Origin of the sequence: Chryseobacterium sp. SNU WT5 (assembly GCF_007362475.1) — a bacterium.
GTDB lineage: Bacteria > Bacteroidota > Bacteroidia > Flavobacteriales > Weeksellaceae > Kaistella.
The window spans coordinates 2,083,490-2,102,079 of record NZ_CP041687.1 but is presented as its reverse complement, the minus strand read 5'-3'; the positions used below and the strand labels follow the sequence as shown (position 1 = coordinate 2,102,079).

16 protein-coding genes are annotated in these 18,590 nt (G+C 33.6%); all 16 read right to left on the bottom strand.

All coding sequences use genetic code 11. The features are described from left to right. Positions 1–6 precede the first annotated feature (6 nt). Complete coding sequence (locus FNJ88_RS09930; protein ID WP_228414517.1) at positions 7–423, bottom strand: WxcM-like domain-containing protein; 417 nt, start codon at positions 421–423, stop codon at positions 7–9. 69 nt (positions 424–492) lie between these two features. Then, positions 493–1,527, bottom strand: a complete 1,035-nt coding sequence (locus FNJ88_RS09925; protein WP_143852967.1) for a polysaccharide biosynthesis protein — start codon at positions 1,525–1,527, stop codon at positions 493–495. Between the two features lie 7 nt (positions 1,528–1,534). After that, the gene (locus tag FNJ88_RS09920) at positions 1,535–2,293 is read right to left on the bottom strand and encodes an AglZ/HisF2 family acetamidino modification protein (RefSeq protein WP_143852966.1); all 759 of its coding nucleotides are present in this window, start codon (positions 2,291–2,293) and stop codon (positions 1,535–1,537) included. 3 nt (positions 2,294–2,296) lie between these two features. Beyond that, a complete protein-coding gene (gene hisH, locus FNJ88_RS09915; protein WP_143852965.1) occupies positions 2,297–2,911 on the bottom strand; it encodes an imidazole glycerol phosphate synthase subunit HisH in 615 nt (204 codons plus the stop codon). A gap of 1 nt (position 2,912) precedes the next feature. Then, on the bottom strand, positions 2,913–4,055 hold the full coding sequence (locus FNJ88_RS09910; RefSeq protein ID WP_143852964.1) for an N-acetyl sugar amidotransferase: 1,143 nt from the start codon (positions 4,053–4,055) through the stop codon (positions 2,913–2,915). 111 nt (positions 4,056–4,166) lie between these two features. Beyond that, positions 4,167–5,150, bottom strand: coding sequence for a hypothetical protein (locus tag FNJ88_RS09905; protein ID WP_143852963.1), 984 nt, complete (start codon positions 5,148–5,150; stop codon positions 4,167–4,169). A gap of 5 nt (positions 5,151–5,155) precedes the next feature. Then, the gene (locus FNJ88_RS09900; protein ID WP_143852962.1) at positions 5,156–6,379 is read right to left on the bottom strand and encodes a glycosyltransferase; all 1,224 of its coding nucleotides are present in this window, start codon (positions 6,377–6,379) and stop codon (positions 5,156–5,158) included. A 23-nt stretch (positions 6,380–6,402) separates the two neighbouring features. Next, positions 6,403–7,530: a glycosyltransferase gene (locus FNJ88_RS09895; protein WP_143852961.1), complete on the bottom strand. Its 1,128-nt coding sequence runs from the start codon at positions 7,528–7,530 to the stop codon at positions 6,403–6,405. After that, on the bottom strand, positions 7,531–8,748 hold the full coding sequence (locus tag FNJ88_RS09890; protein WP_143852960.1) for an O-antigen ligase family protein: 1,218 nt from the start codon (positions 8,746–8,748) through the stop codon (positions 7,531–7,533). A gap of 26 nt (positions 8,749–8,774) precedes the next feature. Beyond that, the gene (locus FNJ88_RS09885) at positions 8,775–9,965 is read right to left on the bottom strand and encodes a glycosyltransferase (RefSeq protein WP_185145804.1); all 1,191 of its coding nucleotides are present in this window, start codon (positions 9,963–9,965) and stop codon (positions 8,775–8,777) included. A 4-nt stretch (positions 9,966–9,969) separates the two neighbouring features. Then, complete coding sequence (locus FNJ88_RS09880) at positions 9,970–11,481, bottom strand: oligosaccharide flippase family protein (protein WP_143852958.1); 1,512 nt, start codon at positions 11,479–11,481, stop codon at positions 9,970–9,972. A gap of 63 nt (positions 11,482–11,544) precedes the next feature. After that, positions 11,545–12,399: an acyltransferase gene (locus FNJ88_RS09875; RefSeq protein ID WP_143852957.1), complete on the bottom strand. Its 855-nt coding sequence runs from the start codon at positions 12,397–12,399 to the stop codon at positions 11,545–11,547. 14 nt (positions 12,400–12,413) lie between these two features. Next, entirely contained in the window at positions 12,414–13,454 is a 1,041-nt protein-coding gene (locus FNJ88_RS09870) for an aminotransferase class V-fold PLP-dependent enzyme (RefSeq protein WP_228414516.1), read from the bottom strand. Positions 13,455–13,484: 30 nt separating this feature from the next. Continuing rightward, positions 13,485–14,573, bottom strand: coding sequence for a DegT/DnrJ/EryC1/StrS family aminotransferase (locus tag FNJ88_RS09865; protein WP_143852955.1), 1,089 nt, complete (start codon positions 14,571–14,573; stop codon positions 13,485–13,487). Between the two features lie 341 nt (positions 14,574–14,914). Next, positions 14,915–16,201, bottom strand: a complete 1,287-nt coding sequence (locus tag FNJ88_RS09860) for a nucleotide sugar dehydrogenase (protein ID WP_143852954.1) — start codon at positions 16,199–16,201, stop codon at positions 14,915–14,917. Continuing rightward, a complete protein-coding gene (locus FNJ88_RS09855) occupies positions 16,202–18,571 on the bottom strand; it encodes a GumC family protein (protein WP_143852953.1) in 2,370 nt (789 codons plus the stop codon). Between the last annotated feature and the right edge of the window lie 19 nt (positions 18,572–18,590).

The window sequence follows — 18,590 nt, the reverse complement described above, 5'->3', positions numbered from 1 at the left end:
ATAATATTACGCATTAAAATACTCATTTGGAAATCGGAATTCATCTTGAAGCTCATTTAATTGGTAATCTCCAAAAACCAATAGCTTAGATGATTTTTCTAAAGCTTGAATTGATGTTACAAATCCACTGGGAATATGAAGAATATCAAAATTTTGCGCATTTAGATGGAACTCCGCAATCGGTAAATTTCTCGCTGGATTTTCCCATTTATCGATCCTTATTAATTTGATTTTAAAAGAGCCCGTAACTGCTGAGAACCAGCGTTGCTCCACTTGATGTCCTTGCCATCCACGAACAAAATCTAAATCATAATTTTCGATGGAGTACATTTTTTTTACTGTAAAGCCACAAAAATCATTATTAAACGTAAGTTTTCCTCGATCGTCAAGGTGATTATTTCCTTTAATTAATTCGGGTTCCATATGCATTTATCTACATCTATTTCATTCGTACTTTCTTGCTGAACGTATTTAGAGTAACCTAAAAAATTTCTAATAGGGATACTGCATTACATCTTCACCAAAAATTTCTTTTCGGATCAATGGCAAACCGGAAACTAGTTTTTTCAACCCTTCTACACCTTGTTGCTCTGCATTATGAGAATGATAATCTTCGATTACGGCTATATCTTTTTCACCTTCTGAGAAATATTTGGCATAATTCAAATCTCTATTATCTGCTGGAACTCTGTAAAAATCGCCCATATCTTCAGCTTTCATCATTTCCTCTCTGGTGCAAAGTGTTTCGTACAATTTCTCACCATGTCGTGTACCTATGATTTTTATGGAAGTTTCTTTACCAGAAAGTTCCATTAAAGCTTGTGCTAAATGACCTATTGTACCTGCAGGTGCTTTGTTTACAAAAAGATCTCCTGCATTTCCGTTTTCGAAAGCAAATAAAACCAAATCAACGGCATCGTCCAAAGACATGAAGAATCTGGACATATTAGGATCCGTAATGGTAATTTCTTCGCCTTTCTGTATTTGATTTAAAAATAGCGGAATTACAGAACCTCTAGAAGCCATTACGTTTCCATAACGGGTTAAACAAACAGTTGTATCCGTTAAATTTCTAGCTTCTGCAACAGCCACTTTTTCCATCATCGCTTTGGAAATCCCCATTGCATTGATAGGATAGGCAGCTTTATCTGTACTTAAGCATATTATTTTTTTTACTTTGTTCAGTGCTGCTGCACGAATAACGTTTTGAGTTCCCTCTACATTAGTTTTCACCGCTTGCATAGGAAAAAACTCACATGATGGTACCTGTTTCAATGCCGCTGCGTGAAAAACATAATCAACTCCTCTGGTTGCAGGTTCTACACTGGTATAATCTCTAACGTCTCCAATATAATATTTGATTTTATCATTTTTATAAAGGTTTCGCATATCGTCCTGCTTCTTTTCATCACGAGAGAAAATACGAATTTCTTTAAAATGGTCTGTTTCTAAGAACCTGTTTAAAACTGCAGTTCCAAAAGAACCCGTTCCGCCTGTGATTAGAAGGACTTTATTTTTAATTTCCATACTCATCTTAATAAATATTTTCTTTTTCCGTTTTAGTCGGATAATTAATTAAAACTGCTTTATATACCCCTTTAAATACAAAAAGGCTTCCCGCAGCAACACCGATAATTCGGTGTTTATCGATTACTTTCTTAATATCTGCGAGTGATCCTGCACCACCTAGTACCGTAAGTGGAAGGGTTATTTTCTCACGTACTTTATCAATAAGATTAAGGTCATATCCTTTCATTAATCCATCTTGATCAATAGAATTGATTAGGATTTCACCAGCTCCCAACTGCTGTGCTTTCGCAGCAAAATCAAAAGGGTTTATTCCGGTTGCTTTTTTTCCATTATGCGTATATACTTCATAACCACCAAAAAGTTTTTTCTTAACATCCAGAACCACAATAACACTTTGACCTCCTACTCTGTCGGCAATCTCTGTTATTAGATCTGGATTCTGTAAAACTGCAGAACTCAAAGCAATTTTTTCGATTCCTAATCCAAAAATTTTTTGTGCCTGTTCCACTGTTTTCACGCCACCTCCATAACAAAGAGGCATTCTGGACTGATTTGCAATCCTTTCTATTAAACTATAATTTGGTTCCAATCCTTTTGCAGTGGCATCAATATCAAAAACAGCGAGCTCATCGACCGCTTTTTCATTGAATATCTTCACTGCATTAATAGGATCACCAACGTATTTAGGATTCTTGAAATTAACTGTTTTCACTAAGCCATTATCCTGTAATAATAAACTGGGAATTATTCTTGGTCTAAGCATCTCTTATAGTTTTGCAAAATTATGGAGTAAAATTTCGCCATAATGATGACTTTTTTCTGGATGGAACTGAATTCCATATTTATTTTCGTGATGTGCTGCCGAAGCAAATTCAATTCCGTAGTCTGAAATTGCCATTACATCATCAGAATTATTGCATTCAAAATAATAGCTGTGTAAAAAGTAGAAAATTGCATCTCTCTCTAATCCTTGAAAAAGGGCTACATCTTTTACAGGTTTTACATCATTCCAACCCATATGCGGAAGTCTGGTTGCCTGATGTATTTTGGACTCGTCGAACTTTTTCACGGATGCATCAATCCATTTTAAGCCCTCCACGTTTCCTTCATCACTATAGTTAGCCATCATTTGCATGCCTACACATATTCCAATTACCGGAACTTTTTGCTCAAGAACTAAATCATCTAACGTTTCCCTCATTCCGGAATTATTCAATTTGGACATTGCATAATCGAAATGCCCCACCCCAGGAAGAATCAATTTTTCTGAACCTTCTAAATCAGCAGAAGTTTTGGCGATTCTTACAGGAACGTCCACTCTTTTATAAACATTTACAAAAGCATTTATATTTCCTACACCATAATCTATAATTGTGATCATATTATCTAAAAAGTCTTTTTTCTAGGCCAAGTTTCTGCATGACCTGAGCACCCATTTTAATGAGTCCCATTTTATTTTTATAGTCTTTGTAGGTCTTATTTTCACCTTCAAATATTTGCTGCAATTCATCTGTAGTCATTTCTAGTTTGTGAGCCACATATTCAAATTCCTTTTGCAGAAACTCCTCAGACAGCTCAGGTTTTGAAACTCTTTCCAGAGCTTCTTCTCTGGTCATCTGTCCGGTTAAAATTAAACTAGAGAAATGAGCTTTTCTTTTTTGATAACCAAATTTTCTTGGCAACCAGTAGTCTTCATAGAATCGGGTAAATCTGGATTCATGGTGCTTATGCTGAAAAGGCTCCCAACCAAATTTATCCATTAATAATTTTTCTGCGTCTTTCTTAATATACGGAACAAGATTTAATGGTTTGAACACTTCCATCCCATAGACATATTTGTAAAGTATTTTGTACGATAGGATATCAACTAAAGGAAAGGTTTTTAGCGGTTTTTTTCCAAATTTATTATGAATATCTTTTACCAAAGTAGTATCTATTCCTGGGAACCCTCCCCACTCTTCGGGTTCTCGGCAACATTCTGTGGAGAAATTACCTCCTGTTAAGACATAATTTATTTTGTGTTTTCTGGCAAATTTATACAAGCCAGAAAAGAAGGCATAATCTTGTGGTAAATCCTGATCTGCTATTTGAGATTTTAAGAAAGAGGTTTGCAAATCTTTCATTTCTTCCCAATTGATCACTTCTGTGTATAGGTCTAAATCTAAACCATTTATTAATTTTTCTATATTACCTACAGCTTTATCCGTATTCCAACCAGCATCAACATGGAAAATGAGAGGTCGAATTCCCATTACTTCTTTGGCGATATAAGCAGCATAAGAACTATCTAATCCGCCAGAAAGACCAATGATACAATCAAAGTCCTTGTTCTTACTGGTTTTTTTTATCTTATCAGCAATTTTCATTAACTCCTCATAGCCCCGTTCGTCAGGATGCCAATTGGGCTCTATGTTTTCTTTGTAGTTGGTGTAGTAATCACTTTCTCCTTTTTCGTTGAACACGATATTAGGATCTGTGGTATCCATGATGGTCTTAGTACAGATTTGATAGTGTGGATTTTGCATGAATATGGTAAAGAGTTAAAAGGAGCTTTAATATATATTTTTTACAGAAAAAATTGTGCTGCAAAATTAGTCAATTTTAATAAAAAAAAGCACTTAACAAGTTAGGAAGTGTCAGTGTTGATTATATTCTCTGAAAATTTTCAAAACTTCTGTTGCTTTATTGGTTAATTGCTGATCATTATTTAACTGGTACGACTTCGTAGGTCCTTTAAATTCTTTTTTAAAGGCCTCCAATGTCCCAAGTCCGTAAAAATAGGAATCAGGGCCCCACCAAGTTATTCCATTAATCTGGTTATCTTCATATCGATATGCAACCACTGTCGTAATATAATTGGTCCATTCCTTATCCGATAGAAGCTTCCACCCTAATTTTTTGTTACTTGGATGATAGCGGTGCATTACAAATGGGTAAACAGGCTTATGATACTTCATACTAAGCTTTATGGCATTTTGCGTATTAGATTCCAGATATTCCTTGTTTTTTAAAAACCCTACTACGCCATCATCATAAAACATATAAAATGAGGGAAAAAAAACATCTACTTCTCGAAGTAATAGCTCAATTTTATCATTCTTATTAAAAAAACCAGTTTTAGTTTCCCAATAAGTGGAAAACGGGATCGCATAAAAACCAAATTTCACATTCGGTCTCATTTTTTTAAGCGTTCTAATAATATCCAGGAAAAGATTTAAGCCCTTTTTAAATTCCGCAGTTCCTTCGTCGTGGTTTAGAATCATGCCCAGGTATGGATCTTCCACATTCAAATAACAGTACCCCTGTTGATCCTTTTGCGGATAATACAGCTCAACAGCTGCTTTCAACTTTACATGGTCAACCTTTTTGTTTTTAGGATTAATTAACATGTTCTCGTCTAAATACTTCACTTCTACTACATTCGGATTAGCGACCTGCAATGATTTGAATTGCTTTTCAGTAGAACCCAGATAATACAACAGCTTCATTTCTCGCGGTACAATTTTTTTCGAATATTGTGAATCTTCAACTAAATTGTTTCCCTTCTTTTCAATCGGATTTGTTTTACAACTAAAAAGTGAAAGCAAAACAAAAATTAGACTCTTTGATACCAAATTCATAGGAGTTAGTTTTTATTACTTAACAATTGGGCATAAAGCTTTAGGTATTCCATAAATTGGATGTCTTTATTAAAATACTTTTCAACTCTTTTTCTACAATTCATCATATATTCACTTTTGTTCTTAGTTGTAATTTTTTTAATAGCTACAATTAATTCATCTGTGTTTCCCTTCTCAACTATTAATCCCGTCTCCTTGCTAAGAGCTTCTGGCGAACCACCTGTATTGAATGTTACTACAGGAGTTCCACATGCTAATGCCTCTAAATTAGTTGTTGGAAAAGTATCTTCTAATGTGGGGTTTACAAAAACATCGGCCGCAGAATAAAGTTCTGCCAACTCCTTTACGGATTCAGTTCTCATAATACCAACAATAATTTTTGGTAATTTTTTTATTTGTTGACCACTTAAACCTACTAATATTATTTGGAATTCATCCTTATTTAATTTTTCAGATAATTGAATAAAATAATCCAAACCTTTTCTCTCGTCCCAAGTACTTGCAACTCCTAATATAATTTTCTGATTTTTAAGGTTATATTTTTTAACTATTTTTTCTCTTGTTGGAAGAGGAACAAAGGACTTTAAATCAATACCATTTTGTATAGTGCAAATATTATGATCTTTTAAGAATGATTTTTTCACTTCCCCTTCTAACCAATTAGATACTGGAACTACAGTCATATTCTCTAGAGAGTTAAAAATCTTATTTTTTTGTTGGAAATTTTTTCTTGAACGATCTATTAATAGACTTTTAGGATATTGATTTTTTTGGGGACATTTAAAACACTCTGTCTCCCACTTATTACATGCTACATACTCATAATGTGCACAATGACCTGTAAAAGACCAACAATCATGGAAAGTCCAAACAACAGGTTTGTTAATTTTTTTTAAAAAATCAAAAAGAATTTTGATATTGATAAAATAACCATGTAAATGATGCAAATGAATAATATCAGGATTAATTTCTTCAATTTGCTTAATTAATTTTTTAGTAGCCGACTTTGATTCGAGTGCGTGATTATCAAATATCCTTGTTTTAAGAACATGATAATAAACATCCACCATAGAACCTATTTGAATAACTTTTGATTTACTTGGTAAATTATTCCTAGCGAATGTTATGTAACTCTCTCCGCCATTTTCAATAATTTTTTCTCCAATTTGTTCTGCGATTCTACCCACAGAACCAGAGTTAACTTCTATGCTTATTTGTACTACTTTCATTCATTTAGCCTCTACTAAAATTATCAATTAGCGACTTTTATCATTTCAATAAATCTGTTCACCATTATATCTATATTATATTTCTCTCTCGCAATTTTAACAACATTTTTTTTCATTTCTTCAAGTAGAAGAGGTTGTTTTGCAATCTCAATAATTTTATTTGCAAGATCTTCAGAATCGTTACGATCGTAATTTTTTCCCGTCTCATTATTTCTGAAAGCTCCATATTCTGGTCCATGCATACCCTCAACACCATCTACTATGATTGGCAAACCATACCCAAATGCGTGCATGATACTAAGACCTACTGATGAAGGGTGAATAAAAATTTTAGATGATAAAAAATAAGGGGCCAATTCTTCCTCTTCAAATATAGATCCTGCAAATATGATATATTTTGCTACGTCTAATTTTTTTGCAAGTTCTATTAAAGAAATTTTCTCCTCACCATCTCCTATAATGATCCATTTAACTTCAGGAATACTTTGCACTAATAACGGAAGGGCCTTTATCATTAATTGAAATTTATTTTTGGGTACTAATCTTGCAACCGAAAGAAGAATAAAATTGCTTTCCAAATGTCTGTCTTTCTTCCAATTATCAATGCTACTACCAGTCCAAATTGCGATTTGTCCATCAATTTTACGTTGATCCAGTCCATTGTTCATTCCGATAATATTCTGTTTCTTGAAACCTCTGTTCCTTAAGGTCGCCACTTCTTTATCAGTATAAACAAAAATATTTTTATAAATGGAAGTCCATTTTAATCGTAAGTTTTCCGTGATTTTATTTGCGCCATATGAGTGTGCCATAGTCCACATAACTACTTTAGTATTTCGTAAAAAAAGTGCTATAAAGCCAATCAATAAATTAGATAATGTTCGAGGATTACCGTCTAGAAATATAACATCATGTGATCGAATTATTTCTGTTATAGGCAAAAATTGAAATCCAATTTTCTCATTCTTCAATCCTATATGAGGAACTATTTTAACTCGATCTCCATATTTTTCATGAATAGACTTAAGATTAGTCCCTTTAATATGGTCATTGCAATAAACCGTTACAACAAAATCTTTATTACTGAATAATCTATCATAAAACCCCTCTCTGTATACTGTTACAATATTAGTGATTATTGCTACTTTCATTTAAATTTTTGTTTTTTTATCGGCCATAAAGTGAAAAACTAATAGCACAGATAATAATTGGTCTTGATAAAATGTACCAGAAACCATTAGTATGGTGATTTGTTGAAGCAAAATTAAACTTACCCAATAATACTTCTTATTGTAATGTATGTTTTTATAGCATACTTTTAGTGCCGAAAAAATTATATAAATCATTGCTAGAGCTCCTAAAACTCCTAAAGCCATCGCTGAATCTAAAATTAAATTATGTGCATATGCATATCCACCTTGTCCATCAAATATAGCGAATTGATGACCAAATAAAGGATGATTCAGGAAAATATTAATAGCATCATCATACAGTCGTGACCTTCCATCATCCACTCCACCTTCTAATGATTCTCTCAACCGAACTTCGATAACAGGTGAAATTTCCCCCATTAACGATAAAATAAAATCCTGTAACAGATACAGTACCGAAAAAGAAAGTGCCAAAATTACTAAACCTGTTTTTAAGTTTTTACCTTTAGAGAAAAACCAAAATAAAACAACGAGCAAAAATGCTAAGATAGGCCCTCTACTACCAGAGCGCAAAACACTGTAAACGCATAATATGATAGAAAGTATTGCAAATATTTTCCAGAATTTATTTACCTTTTTATTGATTAGAATATAGATGGATAGTAGCAGACCTAGAACACCATAGTTCCCATAAGATATTGTATTCAACGCGACATTCGCATCTACCCTATATTCATTGTTGGTATTGGTTAACAAAGCCTGATTCGAAAATAAGGTAAGCGTTAACATCAGAATTACCCCCGCCCAAACAAAATAAAATGCTTTTTCGGTATTAATATGATCAAAACTTTTAATTGTGCTGTATAACCCTGCTAGACAAATACCAAAAATATATAACCAAAGTTGAGAGGTATCTGTTAAAAAATAATCAGTACGCATATAAATATCTGAAAAAATTCTGATGATTAGAAAGAACCAATATAATATTAATACTAATAATGGTAAGGAAATCGGAAATACACTTCTCTTAATATTTAAGGATACTACCAATAACATTACACACAGAGCAAATGCTCGATATGGAATAGTTACTGATTGCGAAACACTTTCCAGGTCGGAAGAGCTTGGTAGAAAAAAGGTGGTTGCAAGTGAATATCCAATAATACAGAGCACAAAACTCAAAGTACTAAGATAGACATTGATTTTAGTAATATTCACTACAAATAGTTTTAAAAAATAAAATGTTACAAAAATGTCATATTTGAATTAAGATAATTCTCAATCATTTGATCATTTAGGATTGCTACATCGTAGATATCTCCTTTTTCGAAAACACTACCATTTGTGCCATCCTTAAAAATGTATCTCATATTACTTTTCAAATGGTAAGAAATTCTTTTTAACCAAACTTTAATATACAGAAAATTAATTTTAATTTTCGAAACGCCAATTTTCTTTTCAACCGAACTGTTAATTGTTTTGATAATTCTTTCTTTGTAATGGGTATCAAACACTAGACAAGTGGCATACAGAAAATTATAATTTAACTTCAGTAATTTGTCCGCAAGGTTTAATCTTTTTAAGGCTTGAATTGCCGATTCGGCATAGATGGTATATCCAGACCAGTACATAGGGACTTCTTTCGTCCAATTTCCTGCAGTCTCCTTCGGTAAATGTTTAAAGTCAGAAATCTCTCCCAAATGTTTTCCGCTTACTCCTAAACCCCCTCCACTTTTTTTAGAATGACCAGATATAACCAGCGGAATATCTATGACTAATAGCTTATCCAGATAATTACAAATTGCTACCGCATTTGCCATGTCTGGACTTGGCCCAGGAAAATAACTACCTGTATCTTCATAAATTTGTTGCAAGATCGAGCGCTTTACAATACCGTGATACACTCTTGGTAATTCTAAAATTTCCGTTCCCCCAAGTTCTAAAACCTTATCTAATTCTTCAGAAGTTGAAATAATTTTTTTTTCTCCTGAAATCTTAGTTTGGGTAAATTTACCGGAAAGTTTATTGCCATAAAACCTGGACGTAATATCTGGCCAACTGTAAGAAGATTTCTCTGGAAGAATGGCGGAAATATTTTTAGCCTTCGCTTCTTTTAAAAAAGAAATTAGATGATGACTAAAAATGTCATCATCTCCAATAAAAGTAACATATTCGCCTGACGCTTTTAGTAGTGCTTCATCTGAATTGTCTATTACGGAAAGTCCTTCTTCTATAAAAGAATAAATAATCCTGGGATCATCAAGGTTTTCTAAAAAATTTTTAAAATCAGGTTGATCCTCTAATTCATCACTATTGTCCTGTATAATTAGTTCGATTCCCAAATCCTTGATCTGGTTAAAATAGGTTACCAAATACTTGAGATAGAAATATCTATTTTTGGTAGGAACGACAATACTTAAAAGTTTTTCAGTCATATTTTCAATTTGATGATCTAAGCTTACCATAAGCTAGTTCTATTTTTTGATATAGGGAAATTTTATCTGCTTTTGAAATAAAGAGTACAAAATTAAGCAAACAAATAAGAATTGAAGTTAAGATAATTACGAGACCAGATATATATTTATTGTATCCAAGATAAGAATTAAAAATAATGGAACAAAAATAAGCAACAGCTATAGAAGTAAAAATAGGGAGTATGAAATTTTTTACTATATATAAAACAAAATTGGGAATTTGAAGAAATTTCCTGTTTACTAAATAAACATAAATAAAAGTAGTAGAAAACTGCACAAATGCGAAGACGGCAGCTGCACCTAAAACTCCATAATATCTTGTTGCAAAATAATAGCCTGGAATTGTAAATAAAACACTGGAAATACCCAAAATATTATTTAGTTTAGTATACCCATTGGCTATAGCAATATTATATGGAATAATAGAAAATGAAATAAAAGCATACGCAAAAGCCATTATTTGCAAAATTGAAGACACTTTTTCTCCATAGTTTTCACCAGTCCAAATCCAAAGTATTGTTTTAGGATATATAACTAAAATTGCCAGGATACAAGTTATAATAATGATGGTATAAAGATTTACTCTTTTAAAAAGATCAATTATATCCTGCTTTTTTTCGATTGAAAACAAAGAGGTAAACCTCGGCAATAGTGCAGTAGCAATGGGATTAACTAAAACCGCAACTGCGGTTGCCAGCGAAACAGCCAGGGTATAATATCCTAACTCTTCTAAAGGTAAGAGTTTACTTATGGTCATTTTATCCAATTGCGTATTGATTCCTGCAACCAGTGAAATAAGGAGCATACCACCTGCAAATTTCCCAATCGTCTGTAGAACTTTTCTATCTATCCATAAGGTAAAATTGTAAAGTGGCTTTCCGTACAATTCTTTTGTGAGAAATAATCGATAAATTATAGCAAAAATAACGGTACAAACAGACTGCCACATAAAAAACATTTCCAGAGTAGGTGTGAATAAGATCACTATAAGCACCAAACCATTGCGGAAAATACCCCATAATATCTGCACTACATTTGCTTTCACCTGTTTCTCAAGCCCTAGTAAGCCTCCCAAATAAAACCGTAATAACATTTGAAAACCAATATCAAAACTAATGATGCGAATTAACCAAGTTACATTTTGATTGGTTTCTAAATTAATCCACTTTTCTACAATAACAGGAGCAGCAATAATAATGATTATCGTAACGGTCGTTACAATGATCAAATACATCGTTTCCAGCGTTATGAATGTATTTATCTTCTCAGATACTGAAGTGTTTTTTGCAAATTCCCGTGATAATGTAGAGGTTAGTCCTGAATCTAAAAAGGCCATAAAACCAGCAATCACTAGCGTGAAACTAATGATAGAATAGTTTTCAAATCCTAAGATGTGAATATATAAAGGAAGAAAGAGAAAGTTGGAAATAATACTCCAAAATCTGCCAAAAAAATTAGCAGCGATATTTTTAAACATAAAAAAAGTATGCTATTTATTAAAAGCAATTTACCTCAGCTATACTAAATACTCTTATCTTTTTTAGTTAGGCAAAAAGCGAGCTTTATTATTGTATAAGAATTTATACACTTTCCTTTCTAATTCGGTATTAGATTTGTTGTACGTTTTATCAAATAAGAAAAAAGTACTGCCGATATCGTTTTTGTTTTCAATACTCGTGAAAACAGTTTGACAATCTCTATAAGATAAAATTGACTCTGAATCATTGAGCACTAAGTCGATCTCTGGCGAGAGATTAACAAATTCTGTTAACCAACCATTCAGCAAATCATGTTTTTCCTTTAAAGAAATATCTTTATAGAAATTGGCCTTTTCCATTAATTTTGCAGGACTTCCCGCATAAACTCTTCCCTCTTCAGTATCTTTAGTTACAACAGAATTTATCAGTGCGATACTTCTTTTTCTCAGATGGATGCCAGATCCAACAACGCAACTGCCCACTAACCAAACATCATCCTCAATGATCGTTTCCCTTTTAGCATATAAAGTACAGCCTTCAATCTGCTCTCCGCTTGCAACATGGGTCCAAATTTGAGAATACATACCAATTCTTACTCCGTTTCCAATTTGTAGTCCGCCAGTAGAGTCTAAAATTGTATTTTGACCAAACCAACAATTATGGCCAATCGACATTTTTTCTTCTGCCATAATCAGCATATCATTGTGAAACACATTCCAATCTCCGATTGACAGCGTATCATGAACGAATATTCTTGTATTATCATTAATAATATTATTATCTCCAATAAAAACTCCATGTCCAGCTTTGTCACCCAAAACGTCAATAACCACATTTTTACCGATTCTGTTATATTTCCCTAATTTGACTTTGGGATTAATTTTCGCCGTTTCGTGAATTTGATTTGTATTCTCCATAAATTTTATTTCATCTATATATTCACCCACCAACCGGATGGAAGTGCTAAAAATCTGTTGTAAAAACTATTGACCCCAGGCAGATCAACATATTCTCCGTACAAAGAGTATCTGTTATTATTCAAGTGGACTCCAGATGCCATATATCCTAATTCCTTAAATGATTGGATTAAGTCTTCTTTCTGATCAGAAAAGGCCCCAAAAACCCAATAAGTAGGAACGGTGCCGTTTACGATATTAATTGGTTTGCATTCTATTCCAGAGTGTATAAAGTATTTCTCCCAAGCTCGAGCATTGGATCGTTGCTTTTCATGCAAACGATCAAGGATACTCATTTGCTTATATCCTATATAAGTATTTACTTCATTAGTTGTAGCTCCATACCCAGCAGTAGTTACATCATATAACTCATTAATTTCGCCATTTTTCTTACGAAACTGTGTTCTATCTAATCCAAGATCCCTATGTAATTTTGTTTTTTCAAAATGTTTGGGATCTTTGAAAGTAATGGCACCGCATTCTAAAGCATTAGGTAATCTCACCGCGTGGAATGAGATAACGGTTGCGTCACTACCGCAATTCCCTACTTTCTTTCCTTTATAAACGCCGCCCATACCATCTACACAATCATCTATCGTAAGTAAGCTGTATTTATTTGCAATTTCATTAATCTCATCAATATAGCCAACATATCCTAAGTGTTGATTGTGGAATATTGCTTTTGTTTTACTGGTTATTTGTTGTTCAACACTGGTTGGGTCTAAAGTTCCAGTGGTAGGATCAACATCTGCCCAAACAATTTTAATTTTTTTCTGAGCCAGAGGTTGCGTTGATTGTAGACAACACATGGGAGACATGATAATTTCATCTCCTTCCCCAATTTCAAAAACATCTAAAGCGATATTTAATGCTGATGAATAGGAATTAACTAAGGAAACCAACGAAGTTCCTAAATAGGATTTTATTTCATTTTCAAATTGTTCTCCCCATTTACCATAAGCCAATTTACCCGAATACAAGATTTCTTGTACAGAGCTCATTATATCATCTGGCATATAAGGTTTAAATAAAGGTATCATAAACTACTACCAACCGGCTTTTATTACATTGACAATATGCGCTCTATCTTCCTCTGTCACCCACCATCCACAAGGGATATGCACCATTTTTGTATAAAAAATATCTAAATTCGGCAACTCTCTTTTTGATGAGGCGAATATACTGTGAGAATCATTTCGGTGATGCAACGGTGAGGCCGCAATATTATGTTCTGCAAGCTTCTTAATGAATTCATCTCTTCTCTCTACTTTCATCGTATATAACCAATAGGAAGGGTCAGTGTTATCATAATATTTAAGCAGTTCAACACCTTCAACGTTTTTTAATTCATTATCAAAATACTTTCCATTGCTAATATATTTTTTAACTATAGAATCAACGTACTTCATTTGAACTAAACCAACCGTTGCATTTACATTATTCATTGCATATTTATACCCTGTTTCAGTAATATCATTCTCCAAACGGCTTTTGCCTTTGTCCAAGCCAAACCATCTCATTCTTCGGGCTCGATCCATATTAGCATTTGAATTAAATGATAAAACACCTCCATCGATCGTTGTCATATGTTTAATAGCTTGAAGGGAAAATATAGAAAAAGGGGAATTGGACCCTACCATTTGATTTTTATATTTACTTCCTAAAGCGTGTGCTACATCCTCAATAATCGGAATGCCGTATCTGGCAGAAATATCATTAAAAGAATCCATATCACACACCATTCCCGCATAATGAACTAAAAGAATAGCTTTCGTTTTCTCTGTTATTAAAGATTCTACAGATTTTGGACATAATAAACCAGTATTTTGATCAACATCTCCCCAGATAACTTTTGCTCCAACCATCGTTATAGCAACATTTGTAGGTTCAGCTGTTAAGGCAGTGCTAATGACTTCATCATCTTTGCCTACTCCGGCCAAAATTAATGAGAGGTGAAGTGCATCTGTACCAGAATGAAGTGCCAGTAAATTAGGATTTCCCAAATAGGTAGAAAATTGTCTTTCAAACTCATACACCGGTTCACCCTCCGCAATATATCCACTGTAGAGAATTTCTTCTAATGCAGGCATAAGTTCTTCTTTGGGTGGAATAAAAGGCTTTACTAATGGAATCATCTTATTATTTTATTTTGTAACCTAGAAAATATGTTGAATATGATCAAATTTCTAGATTGTATACTGTTTATCTGCGATCGCTACCTAATTATTGTATTATTTTTATTAAAGAATTCTCCCTTTTTTAAAAAGTACTTTTTTGGGAGAAACGCTTCAATTCAATGATCAATAAAAAAGAGTTCAAAAGCAACCGGCAAATTCTCCTTTTAATACTCAACTTTACAAATATAATGAATAAGAAGGATTCGAAAAATTCTTTTCATTAAAAGAAATTTCCTCCTTCATCGATTGCACTTCACTGCAACTCGTTCTAGATTATATTTTGAATCACCAATGTTAAATTACAATCTTGAATCTACGATATCTCTATTCAAAATTGCTTTTGCGTCGAAAATAACCGTATTATCATTCTTGATTTTATTAAAGTCCAAAGTAAGGAATTCATTGTGAGCTACTGCAAGTAAAATAACGTCGTAAGTTGTTCCTTCAATTAGAGCGGGGATAATATCAATGCCATATTCATGTTTCACCTCTGCCTGATTGGCCCAAGGATCCCACAAATCAACATCTAATCCGAACTGCTTTAATTCAGCATGAATTTCTACTACTTTTGTATTTCTGACATCTGGACAATTTTCTTTGAAAGTTACTCCCAGGATTAGCGCTTTCGCCCCTTTAATAGCCTGACCTTTCTGAATCATCAATTTTACGACTTTACCCGCAATAAACTGAGCCATCATATCATTGACTCTTCTGCCACTTAAAATAACCTGAGGATGATATCCTAACTGAGTTGCTTTATGAGCAAGATAGTATGGATCAACGGAAATACAATGACCTCCTACTAATCCTGGTTTGTATTTTAAGAAATTAAATTTTGTTCCGGCAGCTTCCAAAACATCATTGGTATCAATTCCGACACGGTCAAATATTAATGCCAATTCATTAACAAAAGAAATATTCACATCTCGTTGTGCATTTTCTATCGCTTTTGAAGCTTCCGCAACTTTTATACTTGGAGCTTTGTGTGTTCCTGCGGTAACTATTTTTTTATACAATTGATCCACCACTTCTGCGATTTCAGGAGTTGAACCTGATGTCACCTTCACAATCGTAGTCAGCGTATTCACTTTATCACCAGGAACAATGCGTTCGGGGGAATATCCGGCAAAGAAATCATTGTTGAAGACCAATCCAGAATTATTCTCTAAGACAGGAATACATTCTTCTTCGGTACATCCAGGATATACGGTGGATTCATAGATCACCACATCTCCTTTTTTTAATACTTTACCTATCAGTTCGCTCGCATTGATCAATGGTCTTAAATCCGGAGAATTAAAACGGTCAATTGGCGTAGGAACAGTAACGATATATACATTAGCGTTTCTTATTTCTTCAATAGCTGCAGTAGCTTTATAACCTGTTGCAAAATCAGATTCCTTCGCGGATTGTAAAACGCTATCCAACAAATCCAAATCCGCTTCCAGGGTATGATCTTTTCCATCGTTCAGTTCGTTTACCCGCTGTTCGTTGATATCGAAACCATATACCGGAAAATGTTTTGAAAACTCAAGTGCCAAAGGTAATCCTACGTAACCCTGACCAATTATTGCAATTTTATACATTTAGAATTTCTCTTTTAATTTTTGAAAAAATGTTTTATTTTCGGTTCCATAACCATACCCATACTTATTACCGTACCCGAAATTTCCTTTCTCTATATCATTTATTACAAAACCAACATTTACGATTTTCTCTGATTCTATGTTCTTATTCGCAAAAGCAATTAAAGATTTTTCTGTATACCCTGAACGCGTCACATACAAAGTGGCGTCTGCAAGATTTGAAATAAGGAAACTATCCGTCACCAACAATAATGGTGCAGTATCTAAAATAATATAATCATAAACAGATTTTAAGTGAGAAATCAGCTCCTCCAATCTACCGTTGCTTAATAATTCTGTCGGATTTGGAGGGATACTTCCGGAATAAATAACATCGAGATTGGCATTAAAAGTAGATTGATGAATAACATGATCTACTTCGAAAGAACTATCGTATAAATATTCACTTACCCCAGCCAGGCCTCTCCTGCTCTCATTATATCTTTGAAGTTGTGGATTTCTTATATCAGCTCCAATAATTATTACTTTGGTGGATGGATTTGCTAACGTGAGTGATAAATTTACAGAGGTAAATGTTTTACCCTCTCCTTTTACGGTGGATGTGACCAGAACTACTTTCCCGTCATTCTTCTTGGGGAGAATAAAATTCATATTGGTGATCAAAATCCTAAATGCTTCCGCCATTGGAGAAAGGTCGTTAACTTCGATAATTTCATTTTGACCTTTTTCCAATTGGGGAAGTTCTGCCAAAATAGGGAATGAGGTCAATTTTTCAAGATCCGCTCTCGTTTCTAATTTATCATCAAATAATTCTTTTAAATAAATAGCAATAAATGGTAGTAAAATTCCTAAAATTAAACCTCCTAAAAGAATCATAGAGCGTTTAGGTGACACTGGCAAAGGAGAAACGTAGGCTTCATCAATCACCCTCGCTTTTGGCGCAGTAACAGCTAGCGAAACTGCCGTCTCTTCTCTTTTTTGTAAAAGTAACAGGTAAAGACTTTCTTTGATCTGTTGCTGACGCTCAATTTCTCTAAATAACTTTTCTTGTGCAGGCATTTTCAATATCTTTCCCGCCAAACTATTTTGCTCAACTTGATAATTATTTTTGGCAATTTGCAATGCATTCTTATTCTTAGCTAGACTCTCTAGTACTGAAGACCGGATATTATTTATTTGCTTAGAAAGATCTACTACAAGTGGATTTTGCGGCGTCGCATTTTCCAACAACCTATTTCTTTCTAAAACTAACTGATTATAGGTCGCAATATTAGTGATCGTTGCAGGATTATCTAAACCTACATTCCCAGGTAAAATTTGATTTGAACCTTGTTTATTGACAAAGTTCAGTAAGGCATTGGTAACTTCTAACTGCGATTCGATCTCAATCTGTTTGGCACGAGCCTCTGCAGAGGATTGGAGTCCTAATTTGGCTTCTGTTTCTATATCGGTAATACGATTGGATTCTTTAAATCTTTCTTTACGGTTTTCTACTTCCCCTAATTCATTTGCAATAATTTGAATTCTATCTTCGATGAATTCTGCGGTTTTTATTGATTCTGAGTTTTTATCTTCAATTGCATCATTATTATAAGCACGGACTAAAGTGTTTAAAATTGTTTTTGCCTTTTCAGGAGCTGCATAATTCATTGACAGTTTGATTACGGTAACATCTTTATTAACAAGAGCTACCCGTAAATTAGACTGTAAACGATCAGTTGCTTTCTGTAAACTATTGATGTCCAATAATAACTCTGTAGCCACTTCCGCAGGCTTTACATACTTATTATTTTTAGTAATGATAATATTGGCAAAAGGTAAACTTATCGTTTTCCCAAATGAACTTTTGAGCGTAGGTAATTCATCGGAACCCAATGTTATTTCATTCCCACTAAAACTTAATTTTATTGGCTCCTTAAAGAACTTAGCATTTTGTTTCTCATTTAATACCTGAATAATAATTGGTGAACTCTCGCCATAAAGTTCGGTATCCTGGAATTTTCCCTTCGCGTAAAGGGAGGATTGTAATCTTAGCTCTTGTACAACCTGACGCATCAGTTTTTTAGACTTGAAGATTTCCATCTCGTTCTCTACCCCATTACTCCCTATTTTTCCGAAACCAGAAATATCTCTCAAAGCGCCGAAGTCCTGGCTTACAGGAGTAGTTTTGGAATCTTTTATAAGTACGGTAGAGGAAATTTCGTAAATTTCATTTTGAGTTTTGAGATATAAGTAAGAAAGCACTAAAAAAAGGAGCGCGCTCATAATAAACCACGAGATTCTCTTTGTATAAGGCTTTAAAACCTCTTTTAGATCAATATCACCCGAATTGTCATCGAGATTGCTTTTATTTAAAGAACTATTATTCATTATATATTGAAGTAGAATA